Origin of the sequence: Bradyrhizobium sp. 138 (assembly GCF_023074075.1) — a bacterium.
GTDB lineage: Bacteria > Pseudomonadota > Alphaproteobacteria > Rhizobiales > Xanthobacteraceae > Bradyrhizobium.
On sequence record NZ_JADPKT010000003.1, the window covers coordinates 638,058 to 654,400 of the forward strand.

At 65.1% G+C, this 16,343-nt stretch carries 17 protein-coding genes; 9 read left to right on the plus strand and 8 right to left on the minus strand.

Translation table 11 applies throughout. The features are described 5' to 3' along the window. Positions 1–46 precede the first annotated feature (46 nt). Genes IVA79_RS03940 through IVA79_RS03955 form a run of 4 tightly spaced genes read right to left on the minus strand, consistent with a single transcriptional unit; the run spans position 47 to position 4,274 of the window. Positions 47–1,093, minus strand: coding sequence for an ABC transporter substrate-binding protein (locus IVA79_RS03940; protein ID WP_247550470.1), 1,047 nt, complete (start codon positions 1,091–1,093; stop codon positions 47–49). A gap of 22 nt (positions 1,094–1,115) precedes the next feature. Beyond that, on the minus strand, positions 1,116–2,423 hold the full coding sequence (locus tag IVA79_RS03945; protein ID WP_247550471.1) for an FAD-binding oxidoreductase: 1,308 nt from the start codon (positions 2,421–2,423) through the stop codon (positions 1,116–1,118). 15 nt (positions 2,424–2,438) lie between these two features. Further along, positions 2,439–3,155 (minus strand): HAD family hydrolase, encoded by a 717-nt coding sequence (locus IVA79_RS03950; RefSeq protein WP_247550473.1) that lies wholly within the window; start codon positions 3,153–3,155, stop codon positions 2,439–2,441. 36 nt (positions 3,156–3,191) lie between these two features. Continuing rightward, on the minus strand, positions 3,192–4,274 hold the full coding sequence (locus IVA79_RS03955) for an ABC transporter ATP-binding protein (protein WP_247550475.1): 1,083 nt from the start codon (positions 4,272–4,274) through the stop codon (positions 3,192–3,194). Between the two features lie 204 nt (positions 4,275–4,478). Here IVA79_RS03955 and IVA79_RS03960 point away from each other — a divergent pair, with 204 nt between their 5' ends. Further along, a complete protein-coding gene (locus IVA79_RS03960; protein ID WP_247550476.1) occupies positions 4,479–5,432 on the plus strand; it encodes a LysR family transcriptional regulator in 954 nt (317 codons plus the stop codon). Positions 5,433–5,565: 133 nt separating this feature from the next. On the opposite strand, the gene IVA79_RS03965 is transcribed toward IVA79_RS03960, so the two are convergent. Continuing rightward, on the minus strand, positions 5,566–6,564 hold the full coding sequence (locus IVA79_RS03965) for an ABC transporter substrate-binding protein (protein ID WP_247550477.1): 999 nt from the start codon (positions 6,562–6,564) through the stop codon (positions 5,566–5,568). Positions 6,565–6,922: 358 nt separating this feature from the next. On the opposite strand from IVA79_RS03965, the gene IVA79_RS03970 reads away from it, so the two are divergent. From IVA79_RS03970 to IVA79_RS03990, 5 genes are all read left to right on the plus strand, one after another. Beyond that, positions 6,923–7,879, plus strand: coding sequence for an AraC family transcriptional regulator (locus tag IVA79_RS03970; protein WP_247550478.1), 957 nt, complete (start codon positions 6,923–6,925; stop codon positions 7,877–7,879). A 283-nt stretch (positions 7,880–8,162) separates the two neighbouring features. Next, positions 8,163–8,444 (plus strand): hypothetical protein, encoded by a 282-nt coding sequence (locus IVA79_RS03975; RefSeq protein ID WP_247550480.1) that lies wholly within the window; start codon positions 8,163–8,165, stop codon positions 8,442–8,444. A gap of 117 nt (positions 8,445–8,561) precedes the next feature. Then, entirely contained in the window at positions 8,562–9,767 is a 1,206-nt protein-coding gene (locus IVA79_RS03980) for an NAD(P)/FAD-dependent oxidoreductase (RefSeq protein ID WP_247550481.1), read from the plus strand. A gap of 97 nt (positions 9,768–9,864) precedes the next feature. Then, complete coding sequence (locus tag IVA79_RS03985) at positions 9,865–10,611, plus strand: SDR family oxidoreductase (RefSeq protein WP_247550482.1); 747 nt, start codon at positions 9,865–9,867, stop codon at positions 10,609–10,611. Positions 10,612–10,759: 148 nt separating this feature from the next. After that, positions 10,760–11,713, plus strand: coding sequence for an MBL fold metallo-hydrolase (locus IVA79_RS03990; protein ID WP_247550484.1), 954 nt, complete (start codon positions 10,760–10,762; stop codon positions 11,711–11,713). A 79-nt stretch (positions 11,714–11,792) separates the two neighbouring features. Here the strand turns inward: IVA79_RS03990 and IVA79_RS36740 are convergent, their stop codons facing one another. After that, a complete protein-coding gene (locus tag IVA79_RS36740; protein WP_256465545.1) occupies positions 11,793–11,915 on the minus strand; it encodes a hypothetical protein in 123 nt (40 codons plus the stop codon). A gap of 81 nt (positions 11,916–11,996) precedes the next feature. Next, positions 11,997–12,173 (minus strand): hypothetical protein, encoded by a 177-nt coding sequence (locus IVA79_RS03995; protein WP_247550485.1) that lies wholly within the window; start codon positions 12,171–12,173, stop codon positions 11,997–11,999. 146 nt (positions 12,174–12,319) lie between these two features. Here IVA79_RS03995 and IVA79_RS36750 point away from each other — a divergent pair, with 146 nt between their 5' ends. The 3 genes from IVA79_RS36750 to IVA79_RS04010 all read left to right on the plus strand — a co-directional run bounded on the left by IVA79_RS36750 (position 12,320) and on the right by IVA79_RS04010 (position 15,072). After that, entirely contained in the window at positions 12,320–12,451 is a 132-nt protein-coding gene (locus IVA79_RS36750) for a hypothetical protein (RefSeq protein WP_256465540.1), read from the plus strand. 126 nt (positions 12,452–12,577) lie between these two features. Further along, positions 12,578–13,705, plus strand: a complete 1,128-nt coding sequence (locus IVA79_RS04000) for a beta-propeller fold lactonase family protein (protein WP_247550486.1) — start codon at positions 12,578–12,580, stop codon at positions 13,703–13,705. Between the two features lie 473 nt (positions 13,706–14,178). Next, positions 14,179–15,072 (plus strand): HlyD family efflux transporter periplasmic adaptor subunit, encoded by an 894-nt coding sequence (locus IVA79_RS04010; protein WP_247550489.1) that lies wholly within the window; start codon positions 14,179–14,181, stop codon positions 15,070–15,072. 147 nt (positions 15,073–15,219) lie between these two features. Here the strand turns inward: IVA79_RS04010 and IVA79_RS04015 are convergent, their stop codons facing one another. Beyond that, positions 15,220–16,068: a caspase family protein gene (locus IVA79_RS04015; protein ID WP_247550490.1), complete on the minus strand. Its 849-nt coding sequence runs from the start codon at positions 16,066–16,068 to the stop codon at positions 15,220–15,222. Positions 16,069–16,343: the final 275 nt, after the last annotated feature.

The following is a 16,343-nucleotide window of genomic DNA, read 5'->3' on the forward strand; positions in this document are numbered from 1 at the left end:
GCGTTGGCCTTGATTCGACTTGCGCTCATCACGGGCGCCTCTCGTCTCACTTCTGCATGAACGACGCCCAGCGCTTCTCGGCGGCCTCTCCGGCCGGCGAGGACCACCAGGCGTAGGACATCAGCGCCTGCTTGGCGGCGTTGGCCGGCTCGCTCGGCAACTGGGCGGCGCGCTCGGGCTTGATGACGCCCGTCTCGAACGCCTTGGGATTGCCGGGGCCATAGTCGATGTGCAGCGGCAGATTGGCCTGGTGCACGGGATCGACGGCCTCGTTGAGGAATTTCACCGCCGTGGCGAGATTCGGCGCGCCCTTGAGGATGCAGAGTGAGGTGCTCTGCAGGATGCCCTGGTTATAGGTGAACGACACCTTGGCGCCCTCCTTGGCGACGGCGCTGACGCGACCGTTCCAAGCCATCTCCATGTCGACCTCGCCGTCGTTGAGGAGCTGTGCCGACTGCGCGCCCGAGGTCCACCACACCGTGATGTGCGGCTTGATCTCCTCCAGCTTCTTGAAGGCGCGGTCGACGTCGAGTGGATAGAGCTTGTCCGGCGCGACGCCGTCGGCCATCAGCGCGGCCTCGAGCGTCGCGAACGGGTGGTTGCGCAGCGCACGGCGGCCGGGAAATTTCTTCACGTCCCAGAAATCGGCCCAGCTGTTCGGCGCGTCCTTCGCAAAGGTCTTCTGGCTGTAGGCCAGCACGCTGGAATAGAACTCGTAGGACACCGAATAGGGACTGCGATACGCCTCCGGCATCGCGGCACCGTTCGGAATCTTCGAGAAGTCGAGCTTCTCCATCAGGCCCTGCTCGCCGCCGCGCAGGCAATTGCCGGTCGGCGTGTCGACCACGTCCCAAATCGGCTTGCCGCTGCCGACCTGGGTCTTGATCGCGGGCCAGGCGTCGGGAATGGAATCCTGGTTGATGGTGATGCCGAGCTTCTTGGCGGAGGGATCGAGGATCGCCACCGTCTGCGCCTGCTGATAGGCGCCGCCCTGCGAGACGAAGGTGATCTGCTCGGCCGCACCGGCCGCACTGGCAAATCCGATAGCGCCCAGCAGCCCGCAGCCCAGTCCAAACTTCTGCTTCATCGTCATCCTCACCTCCTCCAAAGAGATCTCACCGACCGATCGCATCGAGAAACTGGTACCAGCCGGCGACCATGCGCACGGCGGGCTCGCGCAGCGGATAGAACGGAATCGCCTTCATGCGCCTGATATCGAGCAGGCCGACGTCGGGCGTCTCGCCGCGCACGAAGGCGGCGAGATAGCGGCCCATCAGGCTCGACATCGCAACGCCGGCGCCGTTGTAGCCGAGCGAGACCAGCGTGCGGTCATCGAGCCGGCCGATATGCGGCACCGAGTCCAGCGTCATCGCGACGAGGCCCGACCATTTGTATTCGAGCGGAATATCGGCGAGGTCAGGGAAAATGCCGACCATCGCCTTGCGCAGCGCGTCGAACGCGGCTTGCGAATCCTCTTTGCCGAAGGCGCCGCGGCCGCCGAAGATGACGCGGTTGTCCACCATGCGAAACCAGCGCATCATGCGCTTGGTCTCGGTATAGGTGCGCCCGGTCGGCATCAGTTTTCCCGCGAGGTTGCGCGGCAGTTTTTCCGTCGCGACCATGGCGCTGCGAAACGGGATCAGCGTGCGCTGCAGATGCGCGGTGGCACTGGTCAGGTCGGAGTAGCTGTTGGTGGCGATGATTGCCTGCTTTGCACGCACCGCGCCTTGCGGTGTCTCGGCGACGATGCCGTCCATCTCCCGCCGGAGCTTGAGGACCGGCGATTCCTGGAAAATCGGGACGCCCCGGCCAGCCACGCCATTCGCGAGCCCACGCAGATAGTTCAACGGGTGGATGCCGCCCGAGCCGGGATTGAGCACGCCGCCGACGAAGATGTCGGAGCCGGTCTCCTCGCGCACGCCGTTCTTGTCGAGAATGCGGACCTCGGCCGATCCCATCTCGCGCGTCATCCAGTTGGCTTCGTCGATCGCGGCCCGGAGCGTCGTCTCGTTATGTGCGGCCTTGACCTGACCGGTGCGCGTCAGGTTCGCGCTGGTGATGCCGAACTCCGACACCAGTTCCTCGACCATGTCGGTCGATTCATGCGCGATCTCGTACATGCGCCGCGCCATGGCGCGGCCGTGCACGGCGTCGATCTCGCGGAACGAGAGGCGAAACTTTGCAGTGATCACACCGCCATTGCGCCCGCTCGCTCCCCAGCCAGGACGGTTCGCCTCGAGCACGACGGGGCTGAGCCCGCTCTTGGCGATGTGGTGCGCGGCGGAGAGGCCCGTGTAGCCGGCACCGATGATCACCACATCGGCTTGGCTCTCGCCCGACAGCACGGGATAGTCGCGCGCCGGCTCCGCCGTGGCTTCCCACAGCGAATTGGCCGATGGCAGCGCGCTCCAGTCCCATGTCATGCCGCCGCTCATCCGTTACGCCGCCGGCCCAATGGCCGCGTCGGCGAGCGCCTTCAGGGTCGGGAAATGGAAGTCCGGCTTGGTCAGCGTCTCCACCGCCGGCGTGCCGCCGAAGCCGGCGATGCCCTGGCGGCGCTCGATCCAGCACACCTTGTAGCCGAGTTTTCGCGCGATGCCGATGTCATGGTACTGGCTCTGCGCGACGTGCAGAATGTCGGACTGCTTGTAGCCGAAGGCGGACTGGCGGCCTTTGTTATAGGCGAAGAATTCCGGATTCGGCTTGGCCACCCCGGTATCGTCGGCGCAGACGGTGTCGTCGAAGGGGTTGCCGAGCGCATGCGCGTAGCAGGACAGCGCGACCCGGTCGGCATTGGTCATCGCGACCAGGCGGAACCTGGTGCGCAGGCGCTTCAAGGCCTCGACCGAATCCGGGAACGGGCCCCAGCGCAGCACGGCGAGCTGGAACACATCGCAGGAGGCGTCATCAGCGGGCAGTCCGAGCTCCTTGGCGAGATAGCGATAGACGTGGAACATCACCTCGCTGGAGCGCTCATAGTGCTTGTCGCGGCCGCGCTTGTAGGACTCGAAGATCGTTTCGTCGCTGAGCTCAGCTGGCGTCTTGCCGGAGATCTTGCGGACTGCTGCGAGCACGCCGCTCTCGAAGTCGATCAAGGTGCCGACGACGTCGAAAGTGAGAACCTTGAAATTGCTGAACGCGGCTTGGGTCGACATGTGGCTTCTTCTCTCTGGTTGGTCGCGGCTTTAAGTTCAGTCGCCCACCCGGGGCACGACGATGGTGTCCTCGGGGTGGAGCGCGACGGTGAGGCTGCCGCCGAGCGGCGGAATGCGGCTATAGGCCTGGTGATAGGCCGGCTGGCGCAGGCTGAGTGCAACGCCGCCTTCCAGCGCAAGGAAGATGCGCAAGCTCTCGCCCTGGTAGACGATGTCGGTGACCGTCCCGGTCAACCGGTTGCAGGCGCCATCCTGCGCACCATCGTCGATCAGCAGCTTCTCGCTGTGCACGGCCAGCATCAGCGCATCCCCTGAGGGGATGGCGCGCGCGCTGCGCAGCAAGGCATTGCCGAGCGCGACGCTGGACGCATCGACGCGGCGAACAGGCAGCATCGTCGCTTCGCCGATGAAGCTGGCGACGAAGGAGTCGGCGGGGTGATCGTGCAGCCGCTCGGGCGCGTCGATCTGGACCAGCCGGCCGTCCTTCATCACGGCGACGCGGTCGCTCATGGTCAGCGCCTCGCGCTGGTCGTGCGTGACATAGATGATTGTCGCGCCGATGCGCCTGTGCAGCGTCCGCAGCTCGATCTGCATGGATTCGCGCAGCTGCTTGTCGAGCGCAGAGAGCGGTTCGTCCATCAGGATCAGGCGCGGCTCGAAGATCATGGCGCGCGCGAGCGCGACGCGCTGGCGCTGGCCGCCGGAAAGTTGCGCGATGCCGCGCTCTTCATAGCCGGCAAGGTCGACCATGCCGAGCGCGGCGCGCACCTTGTCCGGCCAGGAGGATTTCGGCAGGCGCCGTGCGCGCAGGGGAAAGGCGACGTTCTCGCCGACGCTCATGTGCGGGAACAGCGCATAGTTCTGGAACACGACGCCGATGTCGCGCTTGTGCGGCGGCATGTAGGTGACGTCGCGCCCGCCAAAGAGGATCGTGCCTGACGTCGGCAGGATGAAGCCGCCCAAAATGCCGAGCAGCGTGGTCTTGCCGGAGCCGGAGGGGCCGAGCAGCGAGACGAACTCGCCGGCGCCGACATTGAGGGACACGTCATCAAGGGCGCGCACCGCGCCGTAAGCCTTGCTCGCGGACCTGATCTCGACGCTTTCCGCTCGTTTGTCCAACGATCGACCTCGTCATGTCCTGCGCGCCTCACTGCGCGCCATAAGCCTGCTTTATAGACAGGGATTGGGAGCACGCACCGTCAAACTGTGCGCCGCACCAAATCTTCTCTCGAAGCCCCTATGCTTAGGCTGTCATCCCAATGACACCAGACTTGGCAAAACTCGGCAATTGCCAAATTCTCACGCGGCTCATAACATGACGTTATGCCAGAGCTTCGCCGCATGCTGCCCTCCAGCAACGCCCTGTTCGTCTTCGACGCAGCGGCGCGCAATGGCAGCTTCACCGCAGCGGCGGCGGAATTGAACGTGACGCAGCCGGCGGTGAGCCGGATGCTCGGTCAGTTCGAGGAGCATCTCGGCGTCCGCCTGTTCGACCGCAAGGCGGGCCGCGCCGTGCTCACCGAGGAAGGCGAACTGCTGTATCGCCGCGTGCTCGAAGGCTTCCGCAGCATCGAGAGCGGGCTGGTCGAGATCGAGCGGCGCCGCAAGGGCACCGAGACGGTGACGCTGTCGGTCTCCTCTGCCTTCACCACGCATTGGCTGATGCCGCGCATCGACAAGCTGCAGAAGCAGTTTCCGCAAGTCGACCTGCGCTTCCAACTCATCTCCGGCGCATTGCGCGGAGCGGTGGAGAACGTGGATCTCGGCATGCGCTTCCGCGATCGCGACGAGCCATCCTCCGGCGGCACCTTGGTCATGAACGAAGTCATGCTGCCGATGTGCAGCCCTACCTATCTGGGCGAGACCGATCCCGCCGAGGGCAACACCATCATCCGTCTCGCCGAGACGCCGGGCGATTGGGCGGCGGATTACGCCTCGCTTCTGACCGGGCGCCGCGGCGTCGCCAAGGGGCTGAGCTTCACCGATTATGCCGTGGTCGTGCAGGCCGCCCTGCTAGGTCAGGGCATTGCTCTGGGCTGGCTGACGGTGACCTCGCATTGGCTTCTGACCGGCGCACTGGTGCCGGCCTCCGATACACTGGCCACCACGCGCCGCCTCTGCGAGTTTCTGCCGCCCCGCCACCGGCCCATGCGGCCCATCGCCGCCGAAATCCGCGATTGGATCATCACGCAGATGCGAAAAGAGGTGGCGGCGATCGACCGGCAATATCCGCAACTCGGATTGATGTCTGCCTGCTATGGCGTGAGCCTGACCTAGAACCGGCGGAAGGCCGACAAGCGATTTAGCTCTGCTCCGCTCGACGGCCGAACATCGCGATACGTGCGGCGCGTGTCTACGACGGGCCCTGGCCGGAAGCGGCCCTGGTCTCGCGTTCACCTCCTGATCGGTGTCATTCGACCACTTCGTCGGCCCGCAGAAGAATGGAGGTCGGAATGGCGAGACCAAGAGTCTTGGCTGTCTTCAAATTGACCCCGAGCTCGAACTTGACCGGCTGCTGCACGGGAAGATCTTCCGGTTTCGCGCCCTTGATGATGCGGTCGACGTAGCGGGCGGAGCGGCGGAGCATGTCGGGCGTGTTCGCACCGTAGCTCAACAAGGCGCCTGCCTCGGCCAGCCCGAACGGCGGCGCGGCAAAGGCGGCCGGCATCCGGTGTCTGGCAGCGGCTTCGATGATGCGGGCGCGGTTGACGAAGAACAGGCCTTCGACCGTCGAGACCAGCAGACCATCACATTTTTGATCGCTCGCTTGCCGGACAGCGCCGTCAAAGTCCTCCGCCTGGCGGGCTTCCACCGGATGCACCGCAAAGCCCAGGACGCGCGCGGAGGCGCGCGCCTCCCTCAAGACGAGCGCGGCATCCGGCACCGCCGGATTCACCAGCACCGCCAGCCGCATCAGGCCCGGCAGCATTTCTCTCAACAACTCGATGTTCTTGCCGACCTGCTCGACCATCAAGTTTGAAAAGCCGGTGATGTTTGTACCGGGATGTTGCAGGCTCTTGATGAAGCCGAACCCGACCGGATCGGTCACATTGGCCATCACGATCGGGATCGTCGTCGTTGCCTGCTTCAGCGATTGAACGATGGCGCTCGCCGGTGCAACGAGGACATCTACCCTGGCTCGCACCAGCTCTTCGGCGATCCCTGGTAGAAGCTCGAGTTTTCCCTGCGCAAAGCGCGCTTCGAGAGCAATCGTCCGGTCTTCGACATAGCCCAGCTCGCGTAGTCCCGCGCGGAATGCGTCGTGAAACGGACTTACGACCGATTGCGGAGCGATCCACACAATGCCCACACGCGGAATATGCTCACGCTGCTGAGCGCGCGCGGGCAACGCACCTGAGGTGGCCGCACCGCCCAGGATAATGATGAACTCCCGCCGTCTCATGTTCATCCCCGATCGGAGAATGGACGGTAACGGCAAATACCGCGGTTCGGAAGTGCTTAGGCCCTCCGAACCTTCGGCGCGAACACCCGCTTCGGGAAGGAAGCTCGATTTGTCTGGCCGCGGAGGAGCCCGATCGCGACAGCTCTGTGACGACCTGCCTCGTGCCCCGTTGTAATCAAACGTTTTTCCGTTCCGTCCACCTATCGTGCGTTTGCGAAACCGCACGCCTGCTTGGAGCAGGATCGGACAAGACATGCTCGTTTCAGGCAATACGCTGGGCCCTCGCAGCCATAGAACGCGCACAGGTCCGTACAAGCACGGACGACCGATTTGAAGCTCGACGCGATCCGCAAGGAGCCACGCCATGACTGCAAACACCGCTCCCATGCGCGATGCCTCGCAGCAGGGCGTACCCTCACCTGGCGGGCAGCCGGACGACAGCTCGCATTCCGAGCGGCGCGCCGCCGGCGCGGAGATGGCGCGCGTGCTCAGGACCGAGCCATTTCGCATGGCGCTGGACGCCTCCGGCGCCGGTCTCGCGCACTGGAAGCACGATCCGCTGCACGACGTCGTCGAGCCGATGAGCCACCACGTGGTCATGGCGTATAACGGCATGATGCAGCGCATGGAGCGGCGGACAGGACGATCGGTCGCGATCGGCACGTTTCGTCCGGGGGTCCTGATCATCATCCCGGAAGGATCGAGCTCCAGGTGGGATATCCCCAAGCCCGTCGATGTGGTTCAGCTCTATCTTCCCGACGCAATCCTGAAGCGCGTTGCCGACGAAGCCCGGGTCGGACCGGCCGACCTCTTGGAGCGAACCGCACATCCCGACGCCATCACCTCCCGACTGATCCTGAGTGCGGCAGATACGTTGCAAGGCAATGGAGCCCTGGACACGCTGTTCCGGCATCAGCTGACGGATCTCCTGGCCACGCGCCTTCTGGCTGCGCATACGGGCTCGCCGACCAGTTTCGAGCCGACCATGGGCGGGCTGTCGCCGAAGGTCCTGCTCCGTGCGATCGAACGCTTGCGGTCGGACAGCGATGCGGACGTCTCGCTCGATGCGCTGGCGTCCGATGCGGGTCTGTCGCGCTTTCACTTCTGCCGTGCGTTCAAGGAAAGCACGGGCCTGTCCCCGCATGCCTGGCTGCGCCTACACCGGCTCGAGCAGGCCATGAAGATGCTGCGCGACAGCGACGACACGGTCGTCTCGATCGCAGCCGCGCTCGGCTATTCCTCGCAGACGGCGTTCGCGGCGGCGTTCCGCAAGCTGACCGGCGAGACGCCAAGCGACTGGCGCAGGCGCCACGCGCGCTGACGATAATCGCTCGAAGCACCACAAGCTCTTGCTCGATCGCGGGGCCGCTCGCGGCGCTGGCGTCGGATGTCGGCCGTCGCGCTTTCATTTCTGCCGTGCGTTCAAGCAAAGCACCGGGCGTTCGCGGCCGCCGTCGGAAGCTGAGCCGCGTGAGCCCGAGCGACTGGCGCAGGCGCCAGCGTTAGCAGCAATCGCTCTACAGCGACGGCAATCGCTCTGGGGCAGCGGCGGACCTGATCGGTTAGATCATCATCATGCCCAGACCGATCGACGGAGACCGAAGATGACCTGGAAAAACTTCATCAGCCGGCGGGTGATCGCCTCGCGCCGCCGAGGCCTTGCCACCGCAACCTTGTACGGACTCTCGCTGGCCGTTCGCTTCACCTCGGCGACGGGCGAGGAGGTGGAGCTTCCGGCGCACTATGTGCACCCGATGCATCCGCTGGTGTCCATCATGACCCGGGATGACCCCGGTCTTCCCTATCAGGACTGGGGCCCGAGACCGGTCGTGTTTCGCCAAGGCCGGCCGCCGCTTTCACCGCTACAACGCTGCATGGCGCCTTAGACCCAGCGACTCACTTCATCTCTTCACATCTCTTCGTGTCGTCACCGGACGCTGCCCGCGATGGAGCAGCGGCGGCCGCGCGCGGACTTTCGAGACTACCAACCAAGGAGCAAACCCATGCGACTAGTCATCATCGGCGCCGGCTTCGCCGGCATGTACGCCGCCCTTTCCGCGGCCCGCCTGCGTGAGATCCACGGCGTCACGCCAGACCAGCTGGAGATCGCGCTGGTTGCGCCCGAGCCGACGCTCGTGGTTCGCCCGCGGCTCTACGAACCGAAGCCCGAGACCCTGACCGCGCCCCTGCTCGAAATGCTCGAGTCCATCGACGTCACCTTTGTGCAGGGCATTGCCGAGACGGTCGACACCAAATCCTGCATGGTGAAGATCGCGACGGCAAAGGGCACGAAGAAGACGCTCTCCTACGACCGTCTCGTCGTGACCACCGGCAGCCGGCTGTTCCGCCCCAACATTCCGGGCCTTGCCGAGCATGGCTTCAGCGTCGATTCACTCGACGATGCCATCGCGCTCGACAAGCATCTGCATGGCCTCGCCAAGCGGCCGGCCACGGGCGGGCGCGACACAATCGTCGTCGCCGGCGGCGGCTTCACCGGCATCGAGGCGGCCACCGAAATGCCGGCGCGGCTTCGCGAGATCCTCGGCGCAAACGCGAAGACCCGCGTCATCATCGTCGAACGCAACAATGCAATCGCGCCCGACATGGGCGCAGGTCCCCGCCCCGTCATCGAGGACGCGCTGCGCAAGCTCGGTGTGGAAACCCGCCTCGGTGCCGGCGTCGCATCGCTCGACCAATCCGGCGTCACGCTGTCCAGCGGCGAACACATCGAGACAGAGACCGTGATCTGGGCGGCGGGCATTCGTGCGGCGCCTTTGACCGCGCAGATTCCCGCCGAGCGCGACGCTTTCGGCCGCTTGTTGGTCGATCGCTGCCTGCAGGTGACGGGCATTCAGGGTGTCTTTGCGGCCGGCGATGCGGCACGTGCGGGCTGCGACGACGAGGGCAATTACGCGCTGATGTCGTGCCAGCACGCGACACGGATGGGCGCCTTCGCCGGCAACAATGCCGCGGCCGAGCTGCTCGGCCTTGCAACGCGGCCCTATCACCAGAAGGCCTACGTCACCTGCCTCGACCTTGGCGAAGCCGGCGCGCTGTTCACGCGCGGCTGGGAGCGCAAGGTCGAGATGGTCGGCGACGTCGCCAAGAAGACCAAGCGGGAGATCAACACCGTCTGGATCTATCCGCCGAAAGCCGAGCGCGCCGCCGCTCTCGCCTCGGCCGACCCGGAGCGTGTGACCGACCTCTAGGCACCTCACACGACATCGACCACGCACCCACGCGCGAGCGCACGGCGGCCTCGGCCTGTCGTGGCTGGACTGCGCTGTAAGCTGAAGGAGATCGAATATGAAAAGTGAAAATGTCGTCATCGTGACGGGAGGCAGCTCGGGCATCGGGCGCGCGGCGGCACTACGTTTCGCCAGACAAGGCGACAAGGTGCTCGTGACCGGCCGCAGTCCCGGCCCTATCGAGGAAACGGTTGCCGAGCATGCAAACATTGCCGGCCTGATTGCCGATGTCGCGTCCGCCGAAGATGCCCGGCGCACAATTGCCAAGGCGGTCGATACCTGGGGCAAGGTCGATGTCCTGGTCAACAACGCAGGCGCAGGTGCAATTCTTCCGCTGGCCGACGCGACGGCCGATCGGATCATGGACATCTTCTCCGTGAATGTGATCGGCCCAAGTCTGCTCGCCGCTGCTGCTCTGCCTCACCTCAGGGCAACACAGGGCACAATCGTCAATGTCTCGAGCACTTTCGGTCACAGGCCGGCGGGCGCGCTGTCCCATTACGCGTCCAGCAAGGCGGCATTGGAGCATTTGACTCGCTGCTGGGCGCTGGAGCTCGCACCGGTCGGTATACGCGTGAACGCGGTCGCTGCGGGGCCCACAGAATCTGGCGCTCTGACTGGCATGATGGGGCTGTCCCTGGAGCAGGCTGCGGCCATCAAGGAGCAGGAGCGCGCGCGCATACCGCTCGGACGGCGCGGCGTTCCGGACGATGTCGCAGAATGGATCGTCCGACTTGCCGGCCCCGCTTCAGAATGGGTGACGGGCCAGGTGATCGCGATCGATGGCGGCTTGGGATTGGCATAGCTGCGCGCATGCTTTGGCAGCAATCACTCGATAGCAACGGCAATCGCTCTGGGGCAGTCGCAGCGCTGATCCGTTAGACCATCACCACAGGCAGACGCTGGGGCTTTTGCAGAACTAAACACCAAGACAGAGCACAGGAGCTTTCAAGATGAACCAGACGATCCGCAACACTCAGGAGACGAACATGAACCTACACAACACCTCATATCCCGCGACATCGCGCCCCGAAGAGCTGGTCCCGTCGCGCTATGCGCTGAAGATCGGCGAGATCGACGTGATGGTGATCAGCGATGGCGTGCTGACGCTGCCGGGCGCGATGCTGGCCCACAACGCCGACCCGGCGGTCCGCGCGGCCTGGCTGAAGGAGATGTTCCTGCCGCCGGATGCGTTCGATTGGGCGCTGAACGTGGTCGTGGTGCGTAGCGGCGGCCAGACCATCCTGGTCGACGCCGGGCTCGGGTCCGATCCGGATCTGCACTTGCCGCGGGCGGGCCAGTTGAGCAAGCGGCTGGAAGCGGCCGGCATCGATCTCGAGTCCGTGACCGACGTTGTGCTGACGCACATGCACATGGACCACATTGGCGGGCTGCTCATCGACGAGGTAAGGGAGCGGCTGCGGCCGGACCTGCGGATCCACGTCGCCGCCGCCGAGGTCAAATTCTGGGAGGCGCCCGATTTCTCCCACGTCTCGATGCCGCCGGGATTCCCGGACGCGCTTCGGGCGACCGCCACGCGGTTCGCGAAGGAGTACCACAACCAGCTGCGCACCTTCGAGGACGAGCACGAGGTGGCGCCCGGCGTGGTGGTCACGCGCACCGGCGGCCACACCCCCGGGCACAGCGTGGTCCGGCTGGCATCGGGCGGCGATCGGCTGACATTCGCCGGTGATGCCGTGTTCACTGTCGGATTCGACCACCCCGACTGGCACAACGGCTTCGAGCATGATCCGGAAGAGGCCGCCCGCGTTCGGGTCCGTCTGTTGCGGGAGCTGGCGGCGAACGAAGAGCTGCTCGTCGCCACCCACATGCCGTTCCCCTCGGTCGGCCGGGTTGCGGTCGACGGCGACCACTTCCGCTGGGTGCCGGCCTTCTGGGACTACTGACCGCGGGTCGGGTCGGAAGCGCGATGACGATCGTCATCGCGCTTTTCGCGCGTCATGACTTGACGCAGGCGCGACGTGCTCACATCAAACGTTTTGCGGCACGCACTTCGGCGATTTCGGCGTCGGGGTGGCTGACGATGGTGGCGAACATGATGCCGCTGATGATGAGCGACCAGACGGTGTCCCAATAGATCCAAAACACGTGCCAGCCTCCGTTCGATTCATTCGCCCGCGGATCAGGTAACGGCAAGGCGAGGCTGCCGTTCCCGGTGCGAATACAGCGCTACTTTTGTTTGGTCGGCGGCGACGCGGGATCGGTTTGGCCGGTGTGGCGCTTTGCCACGACATCCTCGTCACGCTCGCCCTCATGCGGGCGTGGCGGCGGCTTGGGCTGGCCTTGCTGGCCGCCATGCTTGCCACCCATGTCGGGCTTGCCTTCGAGATCGTTTTCGCGGGGCATGCCGGTTCAATGCGCTGGCGCGGCATTGGTTCGCGACAGGGCCGGCTGTTTTCGACCTGTGAACGGGCTCATAGAATCGCCGCTCTTTGCAATGCACGATGGGAGCGTCCCGGTGCATTGCAAATCCCACCGACGGATTGGGCCTGATGCGCAAGCGACTGATCGTCTGGACCATCATGACGTCCGCCCTGGTTGGGGTCGCCGTCTGGAGCGTGCTCGGGCCGCCCGACCGCCCGTCCGGACCGTATCTGCCCTCCCGCACAGCCGCGATGCGCTAACTGTCCCGGCGCGACCGATACAATTTCGGCATCGATCGATCCCAATTGGAATTTGGTGTGGTGGCGCGCCGCCCGCTATCCTCGCCGGCAAAACGACAATGCCGTACCGGCTCTGAGGAGGAGACCATGTTGAGATCGACCCGATGCGTCGCATCGCGCCTGCCGCGCGCTGCGCTCGCCATGACCACCCTCACCTTTCTCGCCCTCATTTCAGGAGTCCACGCCGGCATGGCCGAGACCTTCGCCTATGTCGGCAACGCCGACAGCAACGACATCAGCGTGTTCAAGCTGGCCGCGAACGGCGAGATGACACCGGTGCAGACGGCCGCCTTCAAGGGCGTCGACAAGCCCGGCTCCTCGACGCCGCTCGCGATCACGCCCGACCACCGCGTGCTGATTGCCGGTGTCCGCTCGCAGCCGTATCTCGCCGTGAGTTTTGCGATCGACCCCAAGACCGGCCAGCTCAGCCATATCGGCAACGGGCCGCTCGCCGACAGCATGGCCAATATCGCCGTCGATCACAGCGGCAAGTTCCTGTTCAGCGCGTCCTATGGCGGCAACAAGGTCGCCCTGAATCCGCTGAACGCGAACGGCGTCGCCGGCGAGCCGAAGCAGGTGATCCCGACCGGGCTGAACGCGCACGCCTTCCTGCCCTCGCCCGACAACCGCTTCGCGTTCGCGACCAACCTCGGCTCCGACCAGGTGCTGAGCTTCGCGTTCGATGCCACGGCCGGCACGCTGACGCCGAACGATCCGCCGGCCCACAAGGTGCCGGAGAAATCGGGCCCGCGGCACTTCGTGTTTCACCCGGGCGGCAAGTTCGTCTATCTCCTCCACGAGCTGAACGGCGACGTCGCGGCCTTCACCTATGAGGCCAAGAGCGGCGCCTTGGACGAGATCCAGCGCACCACCGCGCTGCCGGATGGTTTTTCCGGCAAACCTTGGGGGGCCGACATCCACATCACCCCTGATGGCCGCTTCCTCTACGCCTCCGAGCGTACCACCAGCACGCTCACCGCCTACAAGGTGGACGCAGCAAGCGGCAAGCTGACCACGATCGGCAGCGTGCCGACCGAGAAGCAGCCGCGCGGCTTCCACGTCGATCCCTCCGGACGCTACCTCGCCGCGGTCGGCGAGCTCTCCGACAGCATGACGGTCTATGCGATCGACCAGAGCACCGGCGCGCTGGCCAAGCTGAAATCCTACCCCACCGGCAAGAAGCCGAACTGGGTGGAATTCTTGAGCCTGCCGTGAGGCAGGCGCGGCGGAGCTACGTAATCATCCGTAATTTCGGAAGGCCGTGCTTGTAGGCATATCACCGGGCATGGACCGTCAGATCGTCTTCAGGTGCCCCCGGACCGGGATGAATGTGCAGTATCGGCTCGGCGACGAGCCGAGCGATCGCACGCATGTTTCCGTGCCGTGTCCGGCCTGTACGCGCCTGCACCTGATCGATCGTTCTACCGGCAAGCTGCTCGGCGAGCGCCGGAGCGAGGGCCAGCCATTGCCGCGACCGCCGGCGTGACGTTTTTGACGTGGTCCACACCCCATCGACCGCCGCAATCACGCCGCCCCGCCCCCGAAAGGCAGCGAACCTGATCCCCAATCCCGCGACTAATCAATGACTTGCCGCGCCGGCGCGGCATCCCGTTTTGGGGCAACGCGGCCGTAGTCCGGCCCGTTGCCATCTGCTATCGATTGGAGGCATAGAACCCGTGGAATTTCCGATGCGTCATTTGCCCCGCGCCGTTGTTCGAAGCCTGTGTCCCGCAGCCGTCGCCGGCGTGCTCGTCCTCGGTCAATATCCGGCCAGCGCTGCCGATGACGACGCGCCCAAGGGGCCGGCCGTCACGGTGCTGAAAGTCGCAAAATCCTGCTTCTCCGACATTGTCGAGGCCACCGGCAGCATCATCGCGCGGGAGGAAACCTCGGTGCGGCCCGAGCGTCCGGGCCTGAAGGTTACCGACGTGCTGGCGGAAGCCGGTGACACCACCACCGCCGGCCAGGTGCTGGCGCGGCTGGCGCTGCCCGAGGGCGGCACGGTGCAGGTCACCGCACCCGTGGCGGGCGTGATCGCGACGTCGACGGCCCAGATCGGCAATCTCGCCTCGGCCAAGGGCGAGGCGCTGTTCACCATCGTGGCGCGCAGCGAATACGATCTCGTTGGCCTCGTGGCGACCACCGATATGCGCAAGCTCGCGGTCAATCAACCGGCGACGGTGCGGATCGCCGGCGCCGGCGACATCGACGGCAAGATCCGCCGCATCGGCCCGACCGTCGAGCCGAACATCCAGCAGGGCATGGTCTATATCGGCATCTCCTCGCAGAAGCGGCTGCTGCTGAAGGCGAGTGGGCGTGCGCTGATCAAGACCGGGCAGAGCTGCAACGTCGCGGTGCCGCTGACATCGGTGCAATATTCCACCGCCGGCACCGTGGTGCAGGTGATCCGCCGCAACCGCGTCGAGACCAAGCGTGTCGAGGTCGGCTTGATGTCGGGCGGCAATATCGAGGTCCGTGACGGCCTCAACGAGGGCGACGTCGTCGTCGCCCGCGCCGGCGCGCTGTTGCGCGAAGGCGATCCGGTGCGTCCGGTGATGGCGAGCGCGGAAGCGGCGAAGTAAAAGCACGATCGTGCGTCACGCACGCATGCTGTAGGGTGGGCAAAGCGAAGCGTGCCGTGCCCACCATTTTTCCAAGATTTCGATAGAAAGACGTGGGCACGCTTCGCTTTGCCCACCCTACGAGAGCTCGCGAGCCTTCGGAAAAAACTAGCCGCCGGCTGCGCCGAAATGGACGTCTTCGAGCAGTGAGGAGGAGACGGTCGGGACCTGGTCGCCTTCGCTGGCGCGGGAGATGGCGAGGCGGGTCTTGTTGAAGACGCTTTCGGCGCTGCCCCGAGCGTTGAGGTTGTTGAGGAACTCGCTGACCAGCACGCTGTGCTCGCCCTTGCCGTCGTCGACGACCTTGCCGGGCGCGGCCGAGGTGAGGATCAGGGCATTGTCGGACGCGCTGATCGGCGCGAGGCCGTGGCTGTAGGAACGGAAGCGGCGCTCATAGGGATTGCGGCGGGAGGCGTCGACGACGACGAGCTTGGCCTTGGCGCCCTGCTCCTTGATCATGTCGAGCACGCCGTCGATCGAGACACCCTGGCGGCGGACGTCCTTTTCCTTCCAGATCACGGCATCGACCGGCAGCATGTAGCTCTCGCGTCCCGCCTGCACGCCGTAGCCGCCGAAGAACAGCATGACGACGGTGTCGTGCTTGATCCGCGACTTCAGGCGATTGACGGCGCGGACCATGTCGTCCCGGGTCGCGTCTTCCACCATGTCGACGTCAAAACCGTCCTTGCGCAGGGCCGAGGACAGCGCGCGGGCGTCGTTGATCGACTGCGTCAGCGGCGCGCTGGCGTCGGGGTAATGTCCGTTGCCGATGACGAGGGCGAGGCGCGAGGTCTGTCCGATCGAGCCGGTGATCTGGTCGGTCGAGACCGCCTTGGCGGCATCGATCGCACGCATGTTGAGAGCAGCATGGGCGCCGATCACCAGCGAGACCGTGCCGATGAGGGCCGCGGCCAGCGCGATCGTGCGTCTGGAAAGGTCGAGCTGCTTTACATTCATCTCGGTTCGTTTCCTGTGCCAAAGACCAGCCAAGCGCGCGCACACTGTTTGAGTAGCGCGATAGCGTCTTTAGGTTTGAGGGATTGGCCGGGGATGTGCCCCCGAATTGCGCGCAATTTGCGGCGCCGCACCAAACAAACCCTTAACCGGATATCGCCTCCCCGGCAATAGACTGCCCAAAAATTGAGCTAAGTCACTGAATATATTCGTTAATTACTCGGGCCAGATTTGCGTGTTTTCCCCTCCTTGGCCGCTTTCTGAGCCTCAACCATGCA